Origin of the sequence: Umezawaea sp. NPDC059074, from assembly GCF_042738955.1 — a bacterium.
GTDB lineage: Bacteria > Actinomycetota > Actinomycetes > Mycobacteriales > Pseudonocardiaceae > Umezawaea.
This window is the reverse complement of the sequence record NZ_JBHYHC010000042.1, coordinates 1-21,661: the sequence shown is the minus strand read 5'-3', so window position 1 is coordinate 21,661 and position 21,661 is coordinate 1. Positions and strand designations below refer to the sequence as shown.

Sequence of the window (21,661 nt, the reverse complement as noted above, 5' to 3'; positions counted from 1 at the left end):
GTGCGGCGGGCGGTGGCGGCGGCTCTGCTGCTCGGGCTGGCGGCGTGCGGCTCGCCCGCTCCCCCGACCGCCGCACCGTCCACAGTGGTCTCGACGCGCGATCCCGCCGCCCAGTGCGCCGATCGGCTCCTGTACTGGCTGGAGCGGATCCGGACGTCGCCCGACGCGAGCGGGCTGGACTACCAGGAGATGGGGCTGACCGGCGCGGAGTTCGAGGAGCTGACGAAGCTCGAGGCGCTCACCGGTCCCGCCGACGCCGAAGCCCGCGCGGCGTGCGTTCGGATCGAGGCGTTGCCCAAGCCGTCGGGCGGGACCGGCTGGCCGGGTTAACCCTTGTGCCGCAACGCCCGCGCCGAGGCGTAGAGGCAGACGGCGGCGGCGGTCGCGAGGTTGAGGCTCTCCGCGGCACCGTAGATCGGCACCTTCAACGACGTGTCCAGGCTCGCCACCACGGCGTCCGGCAGACCGTGCGCCTCGCTGCCGAACACCCACGCCGTGGGGTGGCCGAGGTCGCCGCGCTGGTCCGCGGTGTCGAGGTCGTCCGTCGCGTAGCCGTCGGCCGCCACGAGCGCGAGACCCGCCGTGCGGCAGGCTTCGAAGACCTCGTCGGCGTCGCGGACGCGGCTGATCGGCAGGTGGAAGACGCTGCCGGTGGACGCGCGCACGCACTTGCCGTTGTGCGGGTCGACGGTGTCGCCCGCGAAGACCACGGCGTCCGCGCCCGCCGCGTCGGCGACGCGCACGACCGTGCCCGCGTTGCCCGGATCGGTGACGCCGTGCAGCACGGCGACCAAGCGCGGCGAACCGCGCAGGGCGTCGGCCAACGGAACGTCGACCGGGTCGCACACCGCGATGATGCCTTGCGGCGTCACGGTTTCCGAGAGACCGGCGGCGGCCTTGTCCGTGACCGAGGTGACCCGCACGCCGTCGTCGTGCGCGGTGCGCAGGATCGACGGGTTGCGGTCGGCGGCGGTGTCGGTCACGAACAGCTCGTGGACCCGACCCCGGCCGGCGGCGGACCAAGCGAGGGCCTCGCGGACGGCTTGCGCGCCCTCGGCGAGGAACTGTTCGGCGCGATCCCTGCCCGGACGGCGGGTCAGCCTCCGAGCAGCAACGACCCGAGGTGTCCGTTCGGTGAACGGAGCGGCCTCGGGTCGTTGTGCGCGAGTGTGGTCGCTCAGGCCTTGTCCTCGGCCAGCGGCGCGTTCACGTCTTCGGGCATGGCCAGCTTGGCCAGCTCGACGATCGCGGAGAACGCGGCCGGGTCGCTCACGGCGAGCTCGGCGAGGATCTTGCGGTCGACCTCGATCTCGGCCAGGCGCAGACCCTGGATGAAGCGGTTGTACGTCATGCCGTTCGCGCGGACCGCGGCGTTGATGCGCTGGATCCACAGCTTGCGGAAGTCGCCCTTGCGCGCCCGGCGGTCCCGGTACGCGTAGGAGAGCGAGTGGAGCACCTGCTCCTTGGCCTTGCGGTACAGCCTCGAGCGCTGGCCGCGGTAGCCGCTGGCGAGCTCAAGGGTGGTACGGCGCTTCTTGTGGGCGTTCACGGCCCTTTTGACGCGTGCCACTGTTCATCCTGTCGATCTCGTGGGGCCCGGCGGGTGGCGCCGAGGCCCCGGTGTGCAAAGGGGGGCGGAGCAGGGCTCAGATGCCGAGCAGCCTCTTCAGGCGAGGCACGTCGTTCTTCGCGACCTCGACCGTGCCGCTGAGGCGACGGGTCAGCTTGCTCGACTTCTTCTCCAGGAGGTGGCGCTTGCCCGCCTTCTCGCGGAGCAGCTTGCCGCTGCCGGTGACCCGGATCCGCTTGGAGGTCCCCTTGTGAGTCTTCTGCTTCGGCATTTCCGTCCTCGTCTCGTGCTGCCACCGGGATGGGGCGGCAATGCTTTCCTGCGGCGGACCGCAGATCAGCTCTGTGCTGACGCGTCCTCTTCGGCGGCTACGTCGACGCCGTCGCCGTAGTCCGGCTTCAGCGGGCGCGTCTTCGTGGTCTTGTGCGGCGCCAACACCATGATCATGTTGCGGCCGTCCTGCTTCGGGTTGGACTCGACGAAGCCCAGCTCGGCGACGTCCTCCGCCAGCTTCTGCAGCAACCGGTAACCCAGCTCGGGACGCGACTGCTCGCGACCGCGGAACATGATGGTCACCTTGACCTTGTTACCACCGGACAGGAACCGGGCCACGTGGCCCTTCTTCGTCTGGTAGTCGTGCGGGTCGATCTTCGGTCGGAGCTTCTGCTCCTTGATGACCGTCAGCTGCTGGTTGCGGCGTGACTCACGGGCCTTCTGCGCGCTCTCGTACTTGAACTTGCCGTAGTCCATGAGCTTGCAGACCGGCGGCCGAGCCTGCGCGGCGACCTCGACGAGGTCCAGATCCGCTTCCTGGGCGAGTCGGAGCGCGTCCTCGATGCGAACGATCCCGACCTGCTCGCCGTTCGGCCCGACGAGACGGACCTCCGGCACCCGAATGCGGTCGTTGATGCGCGGCTCGGTGCTGGCGGGAGCACCTCGGTTCGAGGGACTTGTCATTCACGTCCTTTGAGACTCGTTGTGCGCCAAAAACAAGAGCCCCGACACCATTGCTGGTGCGGGGCCCGCCTCCGACCGATCACCCTCAACCGACGCGCGAACGCGTCGGGCGGAACGGCACGGTGGCCTTCCGCGGGGACCGGAACCCGGCCGCCTGAACGGCTGCGCGGGTGGGAGCGGGGCTCCACTTGCCGCCCTCGCACGAACGAGGGCTGGTCGCGCCGTAAAGACTAGCAGACGCGGTTGTCAACCCCCGAATCGGCGCCCCGGTCGGGGGGCTTGCGACAATGGCGGGGTGACCGAGGAGCCCGAAGGCGACGTGCGTGAACTGTCCGAGGTGCCGAGCATCGAGGTGATCAGCCGGGCGGCGGTGATGCTGCTGTCGGCGGCCGCGGAACGGCTGGGGTTGGCCGACGAGGACCCGGCGACGAGCCCGCGGAGGGACCTGGACGAGGCGCGGAGGTTGATCACGGCGCTGGCCGGGTTGATCACGGCGTCGGTGGAGTACCTGGGGCCGCACGCCGGACCGTTGCGGGATGGGTTGCAGTCGGTGCAGAGGGCGTTCCGGGAGGCTTCCGTGGTGCAGGACGCTCCGGGGGCTGGGCCTGGGGAGAAGTTCACTGGGCCGGTGTACTGAGGTTTGAGCGTGGTGGGTTGGACCGGGCTGGCCCGGTCCTGGAGGTCCGGTCCTGGAGGTCCGGTCCTGGGTGGCCCGGACCTGGACTTGCCTGGTCCTGGACTGGCCCGATCCTGAGCGGCCGGACCCAAGGCGGTCCGGACCGCGCCGGCCCGGTTCGGGGCGGCCGTTTCCAACTGGCTCGGCCCAAGGCAGCCCGGTTCCAACCAGTCCGACCCCAGGCGGTCCGGTCCTGACCGGCCTGATCCAAGGCGGCCCGTTTCCAACCGGCCGGTCCAAGGCAGCCCGGATCCAACCAGCCCGACCCAGGCGGTCCGGTTCTAACCGTCCCGATCCAAGACGGCCCGTTTCCATCTGGCCCGATCCAAGGCAGTTCGGTTCTAGTCGGTTCGCCCCAAGGCGGTTCAGTTCTAACGAGCTCGGTCCCAGGCGGTCCTGTTCCAACCGATCCGGTCTCAGGCGGTCCGGTTCTAACCGGCCAGTCCAAGGCAGCCCGAATCCAACCGGCCCCACCCAAGGCGGTCCGGTTCCAACCGTCCCGATCCAAGACGGCCCGTTTCCATCTGGCCCGATCCAAGAGAGTTCGGCTCTAGCCGGTTCGCCCCAAGGCGGTTCAGTTCTAACGAGCTCGGTCCCAGGCGGTCCTGTTCCAACCGATCCGGTCTCAGGCGGTCCAGTTCCAACCGGTCTGGTCCAAGGCGGTCCAGTTCCAATCGGCCAAGCCCTGGGCGGTCCGGTTCCAATCGGCCAAGCCCCAAGCGGTCCGGTTCCAACTCGCCCAGCCTCAGGCAGTCCGGTCCGAACTGGTCCAGTCCAAGGCGCTCTGGTCTGCATTCGGGTTCTTCGCCTGGATCGGTTTCGGTTTGGGCTTCGGTTTGTCGATCGGGAGTCGCTTGTGCGGCACTCCTCTTTCGAGGTGGTTTTGCATACAGTCTGCCGAATGCGGTATGTCGGATGGGGTTCGGTGGCTGCGGGTTTCAGCGTGGGTCGGCCAGTGGCTGCTGCTTCCAGCGGGGTCACCGGGCGATTTCCGTAGTTGGTGTGGCCGATTTGACTTGGGGACCCCTCATTTCGGCCTTGATCGGGCCAAAAGGCAGTGCCCCAAAGCCCTGCCCGATCTCCAATTTTAAGGCCAAAATCCCCAAGTAAAATCGGCCACGGCTGCGGGCGGCCCGTAGCGTTCCGTAGCAGATCAACAGGCGAGCGCCAGTCCCGTAGCAGGTCAACAGGCGCGTGCCGGTCCCGTAGCAGGTCAACAGGCGCGTGCCGGTCCCCTAAGTGGCCGTCAGTCGACTGCCATTCCATTGGTGGTCACCAGCAGGCCGCCGGTCCCGTAAGTGGTCGCCAGTCGATAGCCGGTTCCATGGTGGTCGCCAAGTGCGCACCAGTCCCGCAGGTGGTCGCCAGTCGACCACCGGTTCGGTATTGCCACCACACGCGCGCCGGTCCCATGGGTGGCCGCTAGTCGGTTGTTGGGCTTGTTGCGGGTTGTTTGGGCGGCCCTCACTCTTTCGAGTGGGTGGTGCATACAGTATTTCGAATGGTGGCTGGGGTGGGTTAGTCGCGGATGCCCAGGCGGGATAGGCGGCGGGAGGCCAGGGTGGCGATTGTTTCCGGGTCGCCGCGGCGCCAGCCGTCTACCGGGTCGGTGTCGAACTTGGCCAGTTGGGCCAGGGACATGGTGTTCAGGGCGTGTAGTGCCAGTAGATCTGTGCGGCCTGTGTCGCGGAGGCGTCTGGCTGCGAAGGCTCGGCGGGCGAAACGCAGTCGTAGTGGGAGCCAGGTGACTAGCAAGAAGACGATCGGTACGGCGATGAGTGCGACTGTGAGCCACGTGGCGACCGTTTCCACCGCGTCGATCTGGGCGTGGCCGACGTTGGAGAGGGTGGTGCCCGCGTCCGTGCCCTTGCCCAGTGCGCCTGCCAGGTCGTCGCCTACGACGGGGACTCGGCCCGCGCTGCCCGCGGCGTCGGCGAAGGCGTCGTGGACCTTCGTGCCCGCGCTGACCAGGCCGTCGCCTGGGGCTCGGGCGGTGAGGACGCCGTCCCGCGCTCCCAGTGCGAACCAGATCCAGAACCACACCCAGCCCGCCGCCAGCACGTCGGCGATGATCTGACGGGTGAACCGCGCGGCGCCGTCCGCGTACCACTTCATGGTCAACGGTCTATCAGGATCGTGGTTCCGCGGGAAGTGGCGGGTGGGGTCCCACTACGCTCGGGTCGGTGTCCACGACGTTCGGCGATCTGCTGCGTTCCCACCGCGTCCGGTCCGCTCTGACGCAGGAGGAGTTGGCCGCCGGGTCCGGGGTGAGCGTGCGCGCGATCAGCGACATGGAACGCGGGCGCGCCAAGGGCCCGCAGCGGCGCACGGTCGAGGCCCTCGCCCACGTGCTCCGGTTGGACGGCGCGGAACTGCGGGCGCTGCTCGACACCGCGAAAGCCGGTCGGATGCGGCACCAGCCCGCCACCGCCGCGCCCTGGGCCTTACCGCCGGACGTGCCGGACCTGACGGGGCGCGAGCAGGAGCTGCGGCTGCTGGAGGCGTCCGCCAAGGCGGGGCGCGGCACCGAGGTCGTCGTGGTGCACGGGCCGCCCGGCGCGGGCAAGACGACGCTCGTGGTGCACGTCGCGTACCTGTTGGCCGAGCGCTTCCCGGACGGGTGCCTGTTCGTGAACCTGCGCGGGATGGACGCGCGGCCGGTGCCGCCGGGCGAGGTCATGCACAAGGTGCTGCGGACGTTGGGGATCGCGGAGGAGCGGATCCCGGCGCGGGCCGAGGAGCGGGCGGCGCTGTACCGGGCCGAGCTGCGCGGGCGGTCGACGGCGCTGGTGCTGGACAACGCCGCCGACGAGGCGCAGGTGCGGCCGCTGCTGGCGACCGGGAGCTCGTCGCTGGTGCTGGTCACGAGCAGGCAGACCCTCGGCGGGCTGGACGCGGGCACGCGGCTCGCGCTGGACGTGCTGTCGCTCGGCGAGTCGGTGCGGTTGCTGGGCGCGATCGTCGGCGAGCGCCGGGTGTTCGCCGAGCACGCCGCCGCCGAGCGGGTCGCGGAGCTGTGCGGACGTCTGCCGCTGGCGCTGCGGATCGCGGGCAACCGGCTGGCGAGCAGGCCGCGCTGGACGGTCGGGCACCTGGCCGAGCAGCTGGGCGACGAGGGCCGCAGGCTCAGCGCGCTCACGTCGGGCGACCTGCGGGTGCGGGCCGCGTTCCTGATGTCCTACCAGCACCTGAACCCGCGGGCGGCGCTGGTGTTCCGGCGGATGTCGTTGGCTCCGGGCGCGGACGTGACGCCGGAGCTGGTCGGGGTGGCGGCGGGCGTGACCGCGGACGTGGCCGAGGAGACGTTGGAGGAGCTGGTCGACGCGAGCCTCGTGGAGGTGTCCGCGGCGGTCGGCCGGTACGTGTGCCACGACCTGCTGCGGGTGTTCGCGCGGGAGCGGCTCGTCGAGGACGAGTCGTCGTCGGTCGTGGACGAGGCGCGCTGGCGGACGGTCGACTGGCTGCTGCGCGAAGCCCGTGCGGCGGCACGGGTTTTCGGCCCGGACGGGTCGTCGGACAACCGGGACCGGGCGGCGGGCTGGCTGCACCGCGAGACGAGCCACTGGATTGGCGCGCTGCGGATCGCGCACGCCGCACGCCGGCACCGCACGGTGCTGGACGTGGCGACCGCGATGCACTGGTACTCCGACCAACGCGGTGACGGCGCGCTGTGGCACGAGGTGTTCCGCTTCGGCGTCGACGCGGCGCGCGCGCTCGGCAGCAGGCGCGACGAGGCCGTGCAGCTGAACTTCGTGTGCTGGACGCTGTGCGTGCTGCTGGACCGGCAGGAGGCCGCGCTCGTGGTGCACGAGCAGGCGTGGGCGGCGGCGGTCGACTGCGGCGACCTGATGGAGCAGGCGTGGGCGCTCTACTACCGGTCGGCCATCGAACGGCGGCAGGGGCGGCTGGACGAGGCGAGCGCGTTCGCCCTGCGGGCCGTGGACGGGTTCGAGGCGGCGGGCAACGAGCTGGCGGTGCAGTTCGCGCTGTCGAACCTCGGGCTGGTGCTGCACCTGTTCGGCCGGTACGCCGAGTCGGCCGAGGTGCACCGCAAGTGCGTCGCGTTCCACCGGTCCCGCATCGAGGGCAGCCCGAACAGCCACGAGCGCGAGACGCTGGCGGTGAACCTGCTGCGGCTGGCGGCGAACCTGATCTCGTTGCGGGACTGGGACGCGGCGCGCGAGGCGTCCGAGGAGGCGTTGGAGCTGGCGCGGGTCACGCAGGCGCGCAACACCGAGTCGGACGCGCTGTTCCGGTTGGGCGCGGCCCTGCACGGGCAGGGCGACACGGCGGGCGCGATCGTGCGGCTGCGGGAGGCCGTGGCGGCGGTGAACTGGATGCGCACGACCGCGCTGGTGGAGATGCTGAGCCTGTACGCGACGGTGCTCGACGACGTCGGCGAGGGCGACGAGGCCCGCGTGCACCGCTTGCGGGCGTTGGACATCTGCGAGCGGTCGGAGACGGCGGCGACCCGCGCGCTCGCCGACGGCCTGCGCGCGGCGCTGGACGCGCCCGCCGAGGCGCGCAGCGACGGGCACGCCTGAGGGCCGGGGCCCGAGGGCCCCGGCCGTCGGGGGTCAGTCGCCGAGCACGGCCAGCGCGTCGATCTCCACGAGCAGGCCCGCGGGGAGCCCCACGTAGACGGTCGTGCGGGCGGAGTACGGCTCGGTCATGAACTCGCCGTAGGCGTCGTTCATCTCGCCGAAGTGCGCGGTGTCGGTGAGGTACACGCGCAGCATCACGACGTCGTCGAAGCTCGCGCCCGCGGCCGCCAGGACGGCGGCGACGTTGCGCAGGGTCTGCGCGGTCTGCTCCTTGACCGTGTCACCGACGATCGACCCGGTCTCGGCGTCGAACGCGACCTGGCCCGCGACCTGGAGGATGTTGCCCTTGCGGACGCCCTGGGAGAACTTCGCGATGGGCTTGGGCGCGGACTCGGTGTGGATCTCGATCTTCGGCAAGGCAGGAACCTCTCTAGTCGCGCGGCGTGTGGCCGCACTCGATGGACGCCGCTCGCGCGGTGGCGAGCAGGTTGGGCACGAGGGCCAGCAGGCCCTCGAAGTCGAGCAGCACCTTGGGGACCGACATGGACACGGCCGCGACCACCTCGCCGCGGGAGCCGCGGATCGGCGCGCCGATGCAGTGGATGAAGTCCTCGTGCTCGGAGTTGTCCACGGCGTAGCCGCGTTCGCGCACCCGTTCCAGCTCCGCCAGGTACGCGGCCGGGTCGGTGATCGTGTTCGCGGTCAGCCTCGGGTACTCCATGGACGCCGCGATCTCGCGCCGCTTGGCCTCCGGCAGGTCCGACAGCAGGACCTTGGCCACGGCCGTGCAGTGCAGCGGCGCGCGGCGGCCGACGCGGGAGTACATCCGCATCGGGTGGGTGCTGTCGTACTTGTCGATGTAGATCACCTCGCCGCCCTCGTAGCTGGCGAGGTGCACGGTGTAGCCGGTCAGCGCGTTCAGCTCGCGCAGCGCGGCCTCGGCGCTGCGGCGCACGTCCCGCTCCTCCAGCGCCCGGTTGGCGAGGTCGAACAGCGCCGTGCCGAGCCGGTAGTGGTGCACGCCCTCGCGCTGCACGAACCGGTGCGACTCCAGCGTGCGCAGCAGCCGCAGCGCGGTCGACTTGTGCACGTCGATCACGCCGGACAGCTCCTCCAGCGTCTTCGGTCCGGTCGCCAGTTCGCCGACGAGCGTCAGCGCGCGGTCCAGGCTCTGGCTCATGTGCTCTCCCGTAGGTACGCCGCCGCCCACGTGCCGTCGTCGGCGTCCAGCAGGGGGCCGGTGACCGACGCGGGCAGCGGCTGCCCGACGTCCTCGGTGGTCAACAGCACCGCGGCCGCCTGGAGGTGACCCGCGCGCAGTCGCCTGGCGGGAGGGTTCCCCGCCAGGTGGGCCGCAAGATAACCCGCGGCGAACGCGTCGCCCGCACCGACCGGTTCCACCACGTCCACGCGCAGCGCGGGCTGGTGGGTGAACACGCCGTCCTCGACCAGCGTCGCGCCCACCTCGCCCTGCTTCACGACGAGGCTCGCCGGTCCGGGCAGGAGTTCGCGCAGCTTCGCCGGGTCGCCGGTCCCCCACACGGCTTCGGCCTCGTCGGCGCCCGCCAGCACGATGTCCGCGGCGTTGGCCAGCTCCCGCAGCACGGAGGGGTCGCGGTCGCGCCACAGCGCGGGCCGCCAGTTGAGGTCGAACGACACCACGTGCCCGTCGCGGGGTCCGGTCAGGACCGCCCGCAGCAGCGCGAGGCAGCTGTCGGACAGGGCCGCGGTGATGCCGCTGACGTGCACGAGCCGGACGTCCGTCCGGTCAAGCCGGTCGAGCGCCTCCGGGCCCATCGCCGAGGCGGCCGACCCCTGCCGGTAGTAGCGGACGGGACTGCCGGAAGCGTTGGCCTCCTTCACGTACAGGCCCGTCGGCCGGTCCGGGTCGACGCTCACCCCGGTCACGTCCACGCCCGCGCCGCCGACCGCGTCGAGCACGGCCCGCCCGAACGCGTCCCCGCCCACCGCGCTCACCCACGCGCTCCGCACGCCGAGGCGCGCGAGGTGGCAGGCCACGTTGGACTCGGCTCCCCCGATGGCACGGGTCCACTTCACGACCTCGTGCGGCGGGCCCGGTTCCGCGGGCACCAGCACCACCATCGTCTCGCCGAGGCAGACCACACCGCCCGCTTGTTCGAACCTCATCCGCTTCTTTCCTCCGGACTTGCTCGTTGACGGCGGCTCACTCGGATGTTACACACTTCAACACCACATCGCGCAATAGCCGTTGCAAAATATGCAACGTGAGGAGCGAGACACGTGCCTTCCGCCGACATCGACCGAACCGCGGTAGCAGCGCTGCGCGCGGAACGCATCGACTGGCAGTTCAAGGGTTTGCCGAGCAGCACGTTCGGTGCGACCGTCGGCGAGGTGGCCGACCGGCGCCTCGACCTGTTCGCCGACGGCTTCGTGGGCCCGCTCGTGGTGCTCGACGCGGCCGCGCTGGAGCACAACCTGGCCACGATGGCGGCGTGGTGCGAGGAGCACGGCGTCGCGCTCGCCCCGCACGGCAAGACGACCATGGCCCCGCAGCTGTTCGAACGGCAGCTCGACCACGGCTCGTGGGCGATCACCGCGGCCAACGCCAGCCAGCTCCGGGTGTACCGGGCGTTCGGCGTGAGCCGGGTGCTGCTGGCGAACCAGCTCGTGGACCCGGCCGCCCTGCGGTGGCTCGCGGACGAGCTGGCGGCCGACCCGGCGTTCGAGTTCACCTGCTGGGTGGACTCGGTGGCCGGGGTCGCGGCGATGACCGAGGCGCTCGGATCCGTCACCCGTCCGGTGGACGTGCTGGTGGAGCTGGGCGCGACCGGCGGGCGGACCGGAGCGCGGGACCCGGAGACCGCGGTCGCGGTGGCGCAAGCGGTTGCGGACAGCCCGGCGCTGCGGCTCGTCGGCGTCGGCGGGTACGAGGGCGCGCTGGCGCACGACGCGTCCGACCAGGCGAAGTCCACTGTGGACGCCTATCTTGACGCCGTGCGGGACCTGGTGCTGCGGCTCAACGACGAGGGCCGGTTCGACGGCGTCGAGCAGGTGATCGTCACCGTCGGCGGCAGCGCGTACTTCGACCAGGTCGCCGCCGCGCTGACCAGGCCGTGGCCCGAGGGACTCCCGGTGCTGCCCGTGGTGCGCAGCGGCGCGTACGTGACGCACGACGACGGCTTCTACCGCGGGATCTCGCCGTTGAACAGGACCGAGGGCGAGCAGCCGTTCCGGTCGGCGCTGCGGGCGTGGGCGCAGGTCACGTCGAAGCCGCAGGCGGACTTGGCGCTGCTGACGCTCGGCAAGCGCGACGCGTCGTTCGACGAGGGCCTGCCGGAGCCGCAGGTCGTGCGGTCGGGAGGGGTGGAACGGCCGCTGAGGGGTGCGGCCGTCACAGCGCTCAACGACCAGCACGCGTTCCTGGCGATCGGCGAGGACACCGTGGAGGTCGGGGACTGGGTCGGGCTCGGCCTGTCGCACCCGTGCACGGTGTTCGACAAGTGGCGGCTCCTCCCCGTCGTCGACGGCACGACCGTCGTCGACTTCGTCCGGACCTACTTCTAGGGAGCAGGCGTGGACATCGTCTTCAAGGGCGCGCGGGTCGTGGACGGCACGGGCGCGCCGGAGTACCGGGCCGACGTCGGCGTGCGCGACGGCCGGATCGCGGAGATCGGCGACAGGCTCTCCGGCGGGCGGACCGTCGACGCCGACGGACTGGTGCTGGCGCCCGGTTTCATCGACATGCACTCGCACTCCGACCTCCAGGTGCTGGCCAACCCGGATCACCTGGCGAAGGTGTCGCAGGGCGTGACCAGCGAGGTCCTCGGCCAGGACGGGCTGTCGTACGCGCCCGTGGACGACGCCGTGCTGGAGACGCTGCGGGGTCAGCTGGCGGGGTGGAACGACGACCCGCCGGGCTTCGACTGGAACTGGCGGTCGGTCGGCGAGTACCTGGACCGGCTCGACCGGGGCATCGCGGTGAACGCCGCGTACCTCGTGCCGCAGGGCACGGTCCGGATGCTGTGCGTCGGCTGGGAGGACCGGCCCGCGACCGAGTCCGAAGTGGACCGGATGCGGTCGGTGGTCGCGGAGTCGTTGCGGGAAGGGGCGATGGGGCTCTCGTCCGGTCTCACCTACACGCCCGGCATGTACGCGAGCACGTCGGAACTCGTGCGGCTGTGCGAGGTCACGGGGTCGCTGGGCGGCTACTACAGCCCGCACCACCGCAGCTACGGCGCGGGCGCGCTGGAGGCGTACGCGGAGATGGTCCAGGTGTCGCTGGACTCCGGCTGCCCGCTGCACCTGGCCCACGCCACGATGAACTTCCCGGTCAACGAGGGTCGCGCGGGCGAGCTGCTGACGCTGCTGGACGACGCCATCGCCGCGGGCGCGGACATCTCGCTGGACACCTACCCGTACCTGCCCGGCGCGACCTACCTGTCCGCGCTGCTGCCGAGCTGGGCCACCGAGGGCGGGCCCGAGGCCACCCTGGCACGACTGTCCGATGTGGACACCCGTGAGCGGATCCGGGTGGAGATCGAGGAGACCGGGTCGGACGGCTGCCACGGCGTGCCGGTCGACTGGGACTCCATCGAGGTCAACGGCGTGCGGCGCACCGAGAACGCGCACTTGGTGGGGCACAGCGTGGCCGCGTCGGCGCGGACGGCGGGCCGCCTGGCCGCGGACCTGTACTTCGACACGCTCCTGGCCGAACGGCTCGGCACGTCGTGCCTGATGCACGTCGGCCACGAGGGCAACGTGCGGGCGATCATGAAGCACCCGGCGCACACCGGCGGCAGCGACGGGCTGCTGGTCGGCGACCGGCCGCACCCGCGCGCGTGGGGCACGTTCCCCCGCTACCTCGCGCGGTACGTGCGGGAACTGGGCGTGCTCGGGCTGGAGGAGTGCGTGAACCACCTCACCGGGCGGGCCGCCGAGCGGCTGCGCCTGACCGACCGCGGGCTCGTGCGCGAGGGCTACGCGGCCGACCTGGTCCTGTTCGACCCCGCCGAGGTCGCGGACACCGCGACGTTCGACGAACCGCGGCAGGCGGCCGTCGGCATCCCGTTCGTGCTGGTGAACGGGGTTCCGGTGATCGACGGAGGTACGCACACCGGGGCGCTTCCCGGTCATTCCCTGCGCAACAACGGGAGTTCGAAGTGATCAACTGGCTGCAACACGAGACGGGCGGGCTCCTCCTGCTGTCCGCGATCAGCATCGCCCTGCTGCTGGTCATGATCATCCGGTTCAAGGTCGAGCCGTTCATCGCGCTGCTGATCGCCGGCCTGCTGGTGGCGCTCGCGGCGGGCCTGCCGGTGGAGACGCTGGTCGGCTCGGCCCAGAAGGCGTCGGGATCGCTGCTGGAGGGCGGTTTCGGCGGCATCCTCGGGCACATCGCGTCGATCATCGGCCTCGGCACGCTGCTCGGCGCGATCCTGGAGGCCTCCGGCGGCGCGCAGGTGCTGACCGGGTCGCTGCTCAAGGCGTTCGGCGAGAAGCGCGCGCCGCTCGCGATGGGCTTGGCCGGCCTCATCTTCGGCGTGCCGGTGTTCTTCGACATCGGCATCTTCGTGCTGGCGCCGCTGGTCTACGTGGCGGCCAAGCAGGGCGGCAAGTCGATCGTGCTGTACGCCATGCCGCTGCTCGCCGGCCTGTCGGTCATGCACGCGTTCATGCCGCCCCACCCCGGCCCGGTCGCCGCGGCCGGCCTGCTGCACGTGGGCCTCGGCTGGATCATCATCATGGGCCTGGCGTGCGCCATCCCGGCGTGGTTCGTCGGCGGTATCCTGTATTCCACCTGGATCGGCAAGCGGATCAACGTGCCGGTGCCCGAGGAGATGCTGGCCGCCGCGGAGGAAGCCCGCGGCGACGAGGTGAAGAACCCGCCGACGCTCGGCCTGGTGCTGGGGATCATCGCGATCCCGCTGGTGCTGATCCTCGCGGGCACGTTCGGCAGCATCCTGCTGACCAAGGGTTCCCGTCTCTACGGGGTGTTCACGTTCTTCGGCACGCCCGCCGTCGCGCTCACCATCGCGGTCCTGCTGGCCACGTACCTGCTCGGCTACCGCCGCGGCATGACCCGCGAGCAGCTCACCGAGCTGACCGGCAAGTCGCTGCGCCCGGTCGGCATGATCCTGCTCGTCGTCGGCGCGGGCGGCTTCTTCGGCGCGGTGCTGTCGGCGACCGGCGTCGGCAAGGTGCTGGCCACGTCGCTGGCGGACGCGGGCCTGCCGGTCATCGCGCTGGCGTACGTCATCAGCTGCGGCATGCGCATCGCCCAGGGCTCGGCCACGGTCGCGATCGTCACGACCACCGGCATCGTCGCGCCGGTCGTGGCGGACCTCGGCTACTCGCAGCCCCAGCTGGCGCTGCTGGTCATGTCGATCGCGTCCGGCTCGATCATCGCCTCGCACGTGAACGACGGCGGGTTCTGGATCGTGTCGCGCTACTTCGGCCTGTCGGTCAAGGAAACGCTCCAGACGTGGACCGTGCTGGAGACCGTGCTGTCCGTGGTCGGCTTCGCGATGGCCGCACTGCTCAGCCTCGTCGTCTAGCCCGCTCGAAAAAGCCAGGCCCGCCCGGAGTCATCACACCGGGCGGGCCTTTTTCGTCACCGGGGAACACCACCTCACCCGTTCAGCCCAGCACGGGACGTCGAACAGCGATATCGATCATCCCGCGCTATCGCGAGTCCTTTTTCACCCTTTCCCGAATTCGCCGCACAAGTGCGGACCGCCTCCACCGCAGAACTCCACCACGCACAGCCCGTCGCGGCGGAGCGACCGGAACTCCACCCGATCCGGGGAGTGCCACCACTCCATCCAGCCATTTCCGCCCTCTCCGGCACACCCCCTCGATTGGGTGCCACCTCTACCGAATCCGCCGGACGCTGCGGCAGACTTCCCCTGGCACGCCGAACAGAAGTCCCGACCGGACCACTTCGGCGGCGCGATCCCGGAATGGATTTCCCCTCACGCACGCCTTTTCCGGGACCCGGCAGGAGAATTCTTCCAACAGGGAGTGTCGTTCACATGGCTGGAACCCAGTACACGCTTCGAGTGATCAACAACTCGACGAACTTCGTCGACATGTGCATGTACCAGGAGGACCCGAACATCGGGAACCCCAACGTCCTGTCGCTCGCCTGGTTCGCCAAACCGGCTTTCCCGACGACGACCGTGGTCTTCCGCTGGACGGTGGACTACTCGTTCCTCTGGTCGGAGACGGGCGAACTCGTGCCCGGCGCCTTCTTCGACGCCTCGCAGATCTGGCCCGCGGACCCGGCGAACATCGCCCCCTCGACCCCGGTGAAGGGCGGCAACCAGATCGGCCTCGACTTCAAGGGCGGCGCCTACAACTTCACGTCGACGCCCGCGGCCAACCCGCAGGCGGGCACGCTGTACGTGAAGGAGAACGACCAGATCCCGTTGAAGCAGGCCAGTGTCGGCATCGGCATGTCGGGCGCGGGCACGTTCGCCGTGCAGGCCCAGCCGCGCACCAACCTGACCTTCACCCCCCACCCCGTCTACTACCTGGCCGCGGGCACGTTCGCGGCGGGCGAGGTCCTGGACATCGGGTCCATCTCCAACCCGACGGACGTCCGGTTCCCGGCGGGCGTGTTCTCCATGACGGCGACGCTCAGCGAGGGCAACGCCTGGACCGTCGTGCCCACCAAGGGCCTGAACGCGGTGGAGCACAAGCAGATCATCGCCGACCAGCGCAGGGCGCTGGCGGGGGCGACCCGGTGAGCCGCCCGGACCAGGCCGTCCGCACGGACGGCGGCAGCGGGGACGTGGGCTACCCCGAGGGCCACTACACGAACGTCTCGGTCACCCCGATCACCGGATCCGGGACGCTGCGCAACGGCACCGGCACGTGCTCCGCGACCGGCACGTTCTCGGCGGGCACGTTCGCCGCGAACGACCTGCCGCAGGTCGGCACGCTGTACAACATCACGGCCACCAACAACGGGACCGTGTACAACTTCCCCGGCTGGAGGTGCGCGCACTCCGGTCCCACCAGCGACTTCCTGGCCTGAGCCGCGACATGGGGAAAGGGCCCGTCCGGGGTGGTCACCGGACGGGCCCTTTCGCTTGTGGGGCAAGGACTAGACGCCCGCCTTCTTGCCTTCCGGGGTGGAGACGAACCACGTGCCGCCGATGCCCTGGCCGTTGGCCTCGCCGCAGATCTTGTCGCCCGAGAAGGTGTAGAGCGGCCAGCCGGCGATGGTCAGCTGCTTGCCGCCGTCGGCGCGGGTGATCGTCCCGACCAGCGCCTTGTCGACACCCTGCACCTCGAAGCTGTCGGACGTCACCAGGGCCGGCGGCCACTTGACGGCGCAGTCACCGGCGCAGTTGGAGGCCGACGGGTTGGTGGTGTCCTTGTCGAAGCGGTACAGGGTCATGCCGCCCTTGTCGGTCAGCACGGTGCCGAGGTTGCCGACGGAGGCCGTGGTGAGCGCGAGTTCCTTGTTCTCCGTGGCCTTCTGGCCGTCGGGGGCCGCCGCGAACCACGCGTCCTTGAAGCCCTGGCTCTTGGCGTCACCGGGGATCTTGTCCTCGGTCGAGGTGTACAGCGGCCAGCCCTTGGCGGTGACCTGCTTGGTGCCGTCCTTGCGGACCACGGTGCCGAGCACCGCCTTGTCGACGCCCTTCACCTGGATGTCGTCGGAGGTGGTGAGCACCGGCGGGAACTTCTTCACGCAGTCGTCGTCGCAGTTCGACACCGACGGGCTGGCAGTGTCCTTGTCGAAGCGGTACACGGTCAAGCCGGTGCCGTTGGTGAGCACCGTGCCGAGGCCGGGGACGACGGCGGTCGCGAGCACCGGACCGGCGTTCGCCCCGGCCTTCTTGCCCTCGGGGGTCGCGGCGAACCAGACGCCGCCGATGCCCTGGCCCTTGGCGTCACCGGGAGCGGCGTCCTGGGCGAACTCGTAGAGCGGCCAGCCCGCGATCGTCAGCTGCTTCTTGCCGTCCTTGCGGTCCACAGTGGACACGAGGCCCTTGTCGACGCCCTGCACCTCGATGTCGCCCGTGACGAGGGCCGGTGGCCACTGCGTCGCGCAGTCGTCGTAGCAGTTCGACGTCGGCGGATCGGTCTTGTCCTTGTCGAAGCGGTACAGCGTCTTCCCGTTGCTCCCGGTCAGCACCTGACCCAGGTCGCCGACCTTCGCGGAGGTCAGCGCGACCACCTTGGTCTGCGCCAACTTCTGCGAGTCGGAGTCGACCGCGGCGGACCCCGCCGTGGTGCCTGCCTGACCGCACGCGCTCAACAACGTGAGCCCGAGCACAGCAGCTGCCCCGAAAATGGCCGCACGAGTACCAGACATGGTGCCCAACCTCCTTGGATGGTCGCTCGCACCTCTACGCGGCGACCGACTGCCCACAACACGGACAGCCCCGCGGAACGGTTCAACACTTCTCGGAAGTTTTTCGGCCGTGGTTGAAGAGGAGGTTCAGGACGAACGCCACGAGCGTCGCGCTGGTGATCGCGCTGCCCGCCACGATCTGCGCCCACGCCGGGAAGTTCTGGTAGATCCGCGGCGCCACGACCGGCAGCAACCCGACCCCGATCGCCACGGCGACGATCATCAGGTTGTCCGTGCCCTCGTACTCGACCGCGCGCAGCGTCGTGACGCCGACCGCCGCCACGGTCGCGAACATGACCAGCCCGCACGCGCCGACCACCGGTCCCGGCAGCGACGCGACGACCTCGCCGAGCTTCGGCACCACCCCGAGCACCACCAGGATCCCGCCCGCCGCCGCGGCCACGTACCGGCTGCGCACCCTCGTCATGCCGACCAGCCCGACGTTCTGCGCGAACACCGTGTCCAGGAAGGCGTTCATGATCCCGCCGAGGACACCGGACAGCCCGTCGGCCGCCATGCCGCGCGCCAGGTCGGCGGAGGTGATCGGCTTCCCGGTCAGCTCGCTCACCGCGAGCATGTCGGCGGTCGACTCGGCGAAGGTCACCAGCATGACCACGCACATCGAGATCACCGCCGCGATCGGGAAGTGCGGAGCCCCGAAGTGGAAGGGCGCGCTGATCCCGAGCCACGGCGCGCCCGCGACGGACGAGAAGTCGGTCAGCCCCAGCGGGATCGCGGCCACCGTGCCCAGCACCAGCCCGACCAGCACGCCGAGCTGCGCCAGGAACCCCCTGGCCAGCCGGGTCACCAGCACCACGACGACCACGACGGCCGCCGCCAGCGCGAGGTGGCTCGGAGCGGCGTAGTCCGGCGCGGTCTGGTCGTTGCCCGCGATGAGCCCCGCCGCCACCCCGATCAGCGACAGCCCGACGACCGTGATCACCACCCCGGTCACCAGCGGCGGGAAGAACCGGACGACCTTGGCGAACGGCACCGCCACCAGCAGCCCGAACACCCCGGCGGCGATCATCGACCCGTACACGGCCTGGAGCCCGTACTCCCCCGCGATGAGGATCATCGGCGTCACGGCGGTGAACGTCGCGCCCGCCACGACCGGCAGCCGCACGCCGAGCAGCCTGCCGACGCCGAGCGCCTGGATCAGGGTCACGACCCCCGCGACGAGCAGGTCGGCGTTGATCAGCAGCCCGATGGTCGTGCGGTCCAGGCCCGCGGCCGCGCCGAACACGAGCGGGACGGTGACGCAGCCGGTGTACATCACCAGCACGTGCTGAGCGCCCAGGACGAGCAGCCGGGCGAGAGGGAGGGGGACGTCCACCTGGTGCCGGGTTTCAGTGGTCATCCTCCGCACCCAACCGTGGCCGGGTTACGGACGGGCGTCAACCGCGCAACACGGCGCCCTTCGTGAACCCCGCGATGTACGTCCGCAGGCCGCGCTTGCCGTGGCGCATCATCAGCTCGTGGTTGGCCACGAGCGCGGGCCGCAGCAGTGGGCCGAGTGTCCGCAGCAGCGGCTTGTCGACCGTGACCTCCTGCTCGTAGAGCAGCCGCGCGCCCTTGCCGCGCGGCTCGATCCGCCAGCCGACCGTGCCGTTGAGGTCGCCCTCCAGGTTGGCGACCAGCACCAACTTCTCCGCGTCCCGCGTGTGGTGGCTCGCCTCGAACACCAGCTCGTACGGCAGGAACGACCGGCAGTGCAGCTCCGCCCGTTCCTCCCCGATCTGCACGGCCCGCCGCACCTCCGGCCACCAGAGCGGGTAGCTGCCCAGGTCGGCCAGGACGTCGAACGCGTCGGAGGGGAGGCAGTCGACCGACCAGACGCTGCGGAAGCGGTAGTGGTTCAGCGGCACCCGGCGAGTATCGCCAGGCAGCGGGGTCATGTGCTTGACAGGCCCATCCACATCACCCGTTCGGCCGTTCGGAACCTACTCAGAGCACGTCCGCCGGAGCGCCGAGAAGACGTCGCGCACCTCGCGCGGCACGTCCTCTGGCCGTTCCAACCGCAGCACGACCTCCATGACGAGCGCGGACCGGTGAACGTCCGCACCGTGCTCGCGCAGCAACGCCCGCACCCGTTCACCGAACCCCTCCACCCCGCGCACCGCCGCGAAGTCCCCCGACCCCCACGGACGATCACCCCTCGGCCACACCGCGTTCGCGGTGTCCGCCCAGGTCGCGTCGTCGAACAACTCCTCCAACTCCGGCAACGGCCGGACCACCTCCTCGTGGTCCTGCCCGAACCACTGCCGGAACAACCCGTCCCGCTCCTCACCACCGGCGGCGGGCACCAGCACCACCGACCGCCCGTGCCGGTGCAGGTACTCGGCCAACCGGAGCGCCCCCGCGTTCCCCCCGCACGCCCACAGCGCGATCCCGGCGGCCTGGAGCGGCAGACCCTCGGACAACGAGAACAGGATCGGCATCACCTGCCGCTCGGTCTCCCCCTCGACCGCGAGGAAGCACCGCTCGTGCAACAACACGGAGTTCCGCAACCCCACGGACGCCGCCACGGCCCCCACCCGCCGGTCGAACGGATCGTCCGACGCGACACCGAGCCGTTCCACGCGGGTGCGCCGCCCACCGTCCAACGCCAGCAGCACCACGTCACCGATGTCCACCGCGTCCACCAGGTTCATCGAGTGCGTCGCCACGACCACGCTGACGTGCGCGACCTTCCCCTGGTCGCGGATCAGCCGCATGACCTCCCGCTGGTGGTGGTAGTCCAGGTGCGTGTCCGGCTCGTCGTACACCACGACGACCTGCACCGGCGGACCGCTTTCGTCGTCGCCACCACCCTGCTCGGCCAGCATCCCGGTGGTGGCCTCCCAGACCGCCATCGAGATCCGCCGCGCGCTCCCCAACCCGGACCGGTCCAGCATCACCGCCTCCCCGGACGCCCGCTCCAGCCGCAACGCCGTCGTCTGCAGGAAGTACGACGTCGCCACCTTCGGCTCCACGCTCACCGCCGCGATGTCCCCGCACCGCTCCACGATGTGATCGGCCAACGGCTTCACCTCGTCGGCCAGCCACCGCTGCGCGTCGTCCTCCAACGACCGCACCCGACTCCGCACCACGTCCTCGGCGAGGTAGTCCTTCAACCGCAGCGTCAACGCGGACCGGACCACCGCCTCCGGCTCCAGATCCCGCCCCTGGAACGCCGCGACCCGCGGCAACCGCTCCACCAGCCCCGGCGGCACACCCGTCCACCCCTCACCACTGGAGTGCTCGACCCCGTACGCGTGCAGCGCCGCCACCAGGAAGGGTTTCGTGGGCTTCTCCGGCTTCACGCCGAACTTCTTCACCAGTTCCCGAAGATCCGGCACCAGTTTCCCGTGCAGGTCCCGCAATTCCTCGTCATCGGGAACAGCCGCCCAGATCTCGTACCGCGCCACCAGGTCGACGTCCACGCTCCGCCGCACCACCACGGCGGCGGGCAGCCCGAGCCGCTCGCACTCCCACTCGTCCAACCGGAAGTGCCCCACCACTTCCGTGAGAGGACAACGCACCCCCGACTCGCCTTCGAGAAAGGTGCGGTCGTCCTCGGTCACCACGTAGTCCCCGACCAGGAACCCCAACGCCGCCAACGCGGCGGACTTCCCACCGTCATTGGGCCCGGCCAGGATGGTCGGCCCGCTGATCGGGATGTCCACCACATCGGCGAGCGACCGAAATCCACGCACGGAGAACCGTTCCAGGTGCACAGCCAACCATCCACGAGTCGTAGTTGAGCGCACTGTACGACCGGGCACCGACAAATTCCCGACCGTAACGGACACCGCCACCAACGCGACTGGACGACAGAGGTCGTACGGATGTGCGCCCCCGATTCCCGAGGAGTACGCATGTCCTACCCGAACCCCACAGGCTCCTGGAACACCCCGGCGGTCCACACGACAGGCGCCTACATCAACACCCGCCCGGTCGTCTCGGACGCCCACATCACCATCGCGTGGGTGATCACGGTCCTCACACTCGGCTACATGCTCCCGTGGGCGATCGCCGCGACCCGCAGGAAGTCGAACTCGGCGGCAATCGCCTTACTCACCTTCTTCGCGGGCTGGACCGCCATCGGCTGGCTGATCGCCCTGGTCATGTCCTGCATGGCGGAACCGGTCCAGGGCGTCTACATGAGCGTCGCGGCCCCCACCTACCAGGCACCGGGGGCGGTAGCCACCCCACCGGGCTGGTACCCGGACGGCACAGGCGGCACCCGCTACTGGGACGGCACCCAATGGACCACCATCTAAACCAACAAAAGCCAATAACAGCAACAACAACAAAAACCCGGCTCAGGACTGGCCCAGCACTGAATGGTGACCACAAGCAAGCGCCGGGGCAACGTAGCGACCCACCACCCCGGCACAGGGCAGACCGGTGACCACGCTGGAACTGGCAAGCGCAGGCCACGGAACGTGGCCGATTTGACATGGGGATTTCGGCCTTAAAATTGTAGTCGGGCGGGACTCTCTTTGGACCGCCTTTTGAGCCCGACAAAGGCCGAAATGAGGGGTCCCCATGTCAAATCGGCCGCAGCACGCTGGAAATCG

General features: G+C 70.3%; 21 protein-coding genes. 9 read left to right on the top strand and 12 right to left on the bottom strand.

The window, feature by feature from the left end; translation table 11 throughout:
• Window positions 1–330 carry a hypothetical protein gene (locus ACFWW9_RS20380; protein WP_390379833.1) on the top strand — a complete coding sequence of 110 codons (330 nt, stop codon included), beginning with the start codon at window positions 1–3 and terminating at the stop codon, window positions 328–330.
• On the opposite strand, the gene ACFWW9_RS20375 is transcribed toward ACFWW9_RS20380, so the two are convergent.
• The 4 genes from ACFWW9_RS20375 to infC all read right to left on the bottom strand — a co-directional run bounded on the left by ACFWW9_RS20375 (window position 327) and on the right by infC (window position 2,527).
• Window positions 327–1,181, bottom strand: a complete 855-nt coding sequence (locus tag ACFWW9_RS20375; protein WP_390379953.1) for a TrmH family RNA methyltransferase — start codon at window positions 1,179–1,181, stop codon at window positions 327–329. The genes ACFWW9_RS20380 and ACFWW9_RS20375 overlap by 4 nt on opposite strands.
• Window positions 1,178–1,570, bottom strand: coding sequence for a 50S ribosomal protein L20 (gene rplT, locus ACFWW9_RS20370; RefSeq protein WP_390379830.1), 393 nt, complete (start codon window positions 1,568–1,570; stop codon window positions 1,178–1,180). The genes ACFWW9_RS20375 and rplT overlap by 4 nt, the downstream gene beginning before the upstream one ends.
• A 76-nt stretch (window positions 1,571–1,646) precedes the next feature.
• On the bottom strand, window positions 1,647–1,841 hold the full coding sequence (gene rpmI / locus ACFWW9_RS20365; RefSeq protein ID WP_390379827.1) for a 50S ribosomal protein L35: 195 nt from the start codon (window positions 1,839–1,841) through the stop codon (window positions 1,647–1,649).
• A gap of 65 nt (window positions 1,842–1,906) precedes the next feature.
• Complete coding sequence (gene infC / locus ACFWW9_RS20360; RefSeq protein ID WP_315932154.1) at window positions 1,907–2,527, bottom strand: translation initiation factor IF-3; 621 nt, start codon at window positions 2,525–2,527, stop codon at window positions 1,907–1,909.
• Window positions 2,528–2,822: 295 nt separating this feature from the next.
• On the opposite strand from infC, the gene ACFWW9_RS20355 reads away from it, so the two are divergent.
• A complete protein-coding gene (locus tag ACFWW9_RS20355) occupies window positions 2,823–3,164 on the top strand; it encodes a DUF1844 domain-containing protein (protein WP_390379824.1) in 342 nt (113 codons plus the stop codon).
• Between the two features lie 1,557 nt (window positions 3,165–4,721).
• On the opposite strand, the gene ACFWW9_RS20350 is transcribed toward ACFWW9_RS20355, so the two are convergent.
• Window positions 4,722–5,318: a hypothetical protein gene (locus ACFWW9_RS20350; RefSeq protein ID WP_390379821.1), complete on the bottom strand. Its 597-nt coding sequence runs from the start codon at window positions 5,316–5,318 to the stop codon at window positions 4,722–4,724.
• A gap of 68 nt (window positions 5,319–5,386) precedes the next feature.
• Here ACFWW9_RS20350 and ACFWW9_RS20345 point away from each other — a divergent pair, with 68 nt between their 5' ends.
• On the top strand, window positions 5,387–7,747 hold the full coding sequence (locus ACFWW9_RS20345) for an ATP-binding protein (RefSeq protein WP_390379818.1): 2,361 nt from the start codon (window positions 5,387–5,389) through the stop codon (window positions 7,745–7,747).
• A 33-nt stretch (window positions 7,748–7,780) separates the two neighbouring features.
• Here the strand turns inward: ACFWW9_RS20345 and ACFWW9_RS20340 are convergent, their stop codons facing one another.
• Genes ACFWW9_RS20340 through ACFWW9_RS20330 form a run of 3 tightly spaced genes read right to left on the bottom strand, consistent with a single transcriptional unit; the run spans window position 7,781 to window position 9,895 of the window.
• The gene (locus ACFWW9_RS20340) at window positions 7,781–8,164 is read right to left on the bottom strand and encodes a RidA family protein (protein ID WP_390379815.1); all 384 of its coding nucleotides are present in this window, start codon (window positions 8,162–8,164) and stop codon (window positions 7,781–7,783) included.
• Window positions 8,165–8,177: 13 nt separating this feature from the next.
• A complete protein-coding gene (locus tag ACFWW9_RS20335; protein WP_390379812.1) occupies window positions 8,178–8,927 on the bottom strand; it encodes an IclR family transcriptional regulator in 750 nt (249 codons plus the stop codon).
• A complete protein-coding gene (locus ACFWW9_RS20330; RefSeq protein WP_390379809.1) occupies window positions 8,924–9,895 on the bottom strand; it encodes a sugar kinase in 972 nt (323 codons plus the stop codon). Before ACFWW9_RS20330 ends, ACFWW9_RS20335 begins: the two co-directional genes overlap by 4 nt.
• A gap of 114 nt (window positions 9,896–10,009) precedes the next feature.
• Here ACFWW9_RS20330 and ACFWW9_RS20325 point away from each other — a divergent pair, with 114 nt between their 5' ends.
• The 5 genes from ACFWW9_RS20325 to ACFWW9_RS20305 all read left to right on the top strand — a co-directional run bounded on the left by ACFWW9_RS20325 (window position 10,010) and on the right by ACFWW9_RS20305 (window position 15,767).
• Window positions 10,010–11,293, top strand: a complete 1,284-nt coding sequence (locus ACFWW9_RS20325) for an amino acid deaminase (RefSeq protein WP_390379806.1) — start codon at window positions 10,010–10,012, stop codon at window positions 11,291–11,293.
• Between the two features lie 9 nt (window positions 11,294–11,302).
• Window positions 11,303–12,892 (top strand): amidohydrolase family protein, encoded by a 1,590-nt coding sequence (locus ACFWW9_RS20320; RefSeq protein WP_390379802.1) that lies wholly within the window; start codon window positions 11,303–11,305, stop codon window positions 12,890–12,892.
• Window positions 12,889–14,283 carry a GntP family permease gene (locus ACFWW9_RS20315; protein ID WP_390379798.1) on the top strand — a complete coding sequence of 465 codons (1,395 nt, stop codon included), beginning with the start codon at window positions 12,889–12,891 and terminating at the stop codon, window positions 14,281–14,283. The genes ACFWW9_RS20320 and ACFWW9_RS20315 overlap by 4 nt, the downstream gene beginning before the upstream one ends.
• A gap of 477 nt (window positions 14,284–14,760) precedes the next feature.
• Window positions 14,761–15,477, top strand: a complete 717-nt coding sequence (locus ACFWW9_RS20310) for a hypothetical protein (protein WP_390379795.1) — start codon at window positions 14,761–14,763, stop codon at window positions 15,475–15,477.
• Window positions 15,474–15,767: a hypothetical protein gene (locus ACFWW9_RS20305; RefSeq protein ID WP_390379791.1), complete on the top strand. Its 294-nt coding sequence runs from the start codon at window positions 15,474–15,476 to the stop codon at window positions 15,765–15,767. The genes ACFWW9_RS20310 and ACFWW9_RS20305 overlap by 4 nt, the downstream gene beginning before the upstream one ends.
• Before the next feature lie 69 nt (window positions 15,768–15,836).
• Here ACFWW9_RS20305 and ACFWW9_RS20300 read toward each other — a convergent pair whose 3' ends face one another.
• The 4 genes from ACFWW9_RS20300 to ACFWW9_RS20285 form a co-directional block, all read right to left on the bottom strand.
• Window positions 15,837–17,057 carry a hypothetical protein gene (locus ACFWW9_RS20300; protein ID WP_390379788.1) on the bottom strand — a complete coding sequence of 407 codons (1,221 nt, stop codon included), beginning with the start codon at window positions 17,055–17,057 and terminating at the stop codon, window positions 15,837–15,839.
• 82 nt (window positions 17,058–17,139) lie between these two features.
• On the bottom strand, window positions 17,140–18,456 hold the full coding sequence (locus ACFWW9_RS20295) for a nucleobase:cation symporter-2 family protein (protein WP_390379785.1): 1,317 nt from the start codon (window positions 18,454–18,456) through the stop codon (window positions 17,140–17,142).
• Between the two features lie 37 nt (window positions 18,457–18,493).
• Window positions 18,494–18,994: an SRPBCC family protein gene (locus tag ACFWW9_RS20290; protein WP_390379782.1), complete on the bottom strand. Its 501-nt coding sequence runs from the start codon at window positions 18,992–18,994 to the stop codon at window positions 18,494–18,496.
• Window positions 18,995–19,039: 45 nt separating this feature from the next.
• Complete coding sequence (locus tag ACFWW9_RS20285; RefSeq protein ID WP_390379779.1) at window positions 19,040–20,794, bottom strand: TOPRIM nucleotidyl transferase/hydrolase domain-containing protein; 1,755 nt, start codon at window positions 20,792–20,794, stop codon at window positions 19,040–19,042.
• Window positions 20,795–20,956: 162 nt separating this feature from the next.
• On the opposite strand from ACFWW9_RS20285, the gene ACFWW9_RS20280 reads away from it, so the two are divergent.
• Entirely contained in the window at window positions 20,957–21,361 is a 405-nt protein-coding gene (locus ACFWW9_RS20280) for a superinfection immunity protein (protein ID WP_390379776.1), read from the top strand.
• Window positions 21,362–21,661: the final 300 nt, after the last annotated feature.

Excerpts from the sequence above, each read along its gene's own strand:
- ACFWW9_RS20350 (WP_390379821.1), bottom strand. The coding sequence starts at position 5,318 with ATGAAGTGGTACGCGGACGGCGCCGCGCGGTTCACCCGTCAGATCATC.
- ACFWW9_RS20310 (WP_390379795.1), top strand. The coding sequence starts at position 14,761 with ATGGCTGGAACCCAGTACACGCTTCGAGTGATCAACAACTCGACGAAC.
- ACFWW9_RS20280 (WP_390379776.1), top strand. The coding sequence starts at position 20,957 with ATGTCCTACCCGAACCCCACAGGCTCCTGGAACACCCCGGCGGTCCAC.
- infC (WP_315932154.1), bottom strand. The coding sequence starts at position 2,527 with ATGACAAGTCCCTCGAACCGAGGTGCTCCCGCCAGCACCGAGCCGCGC.
- ACFWW9_RS20330 (WP_390379809.1), bottom strand. The coding sequence starts at position 9,895 with ATGAGGTTCGAACAAGCGGGCGGTGTGGTCTGCCTCGGCGAGACGATG.
- ACFWW9_RS20290 (WP_390379782.1), bottom strand. The coding sequence starts at position 18,994 with ATGACCCCGCTGCCTGGCGATACTCGCCGGGTGCCGCTGAACCACTAC.
- ACFWW9_RS20300 (WP_390379788.1), bottom strand. The coding sequence starts at position 17,057 with ATGTCTGGTACTCGTGCGGCCATTTTCGGGGCAGCTGCTGTGCTCGGG.
- ACFWW9_RS20295 (WP_390379785.1), bottom strand. The coding sequence starts at position 18,456 with ATGACCACTGAAACCCGGCACCAGGTGGACGTCCCCCTCCCTCTCGCC.
- rpmI (WP_390379827.1), bottom strand. The coding sequence starts at position 1,841 with ATGCCGAAGCAGAAGACTCACAAGGGGACCTCCAAGCGGATCCGGGTC.
- ACFWW9_RS20335 (WP_390379812.1), bottom strand. The coding sequence starts at position 8,927 with ATGAGCCAGAGCCTGGACCGCGCGCTGACGCTCGTCGGCGAACTGGCG.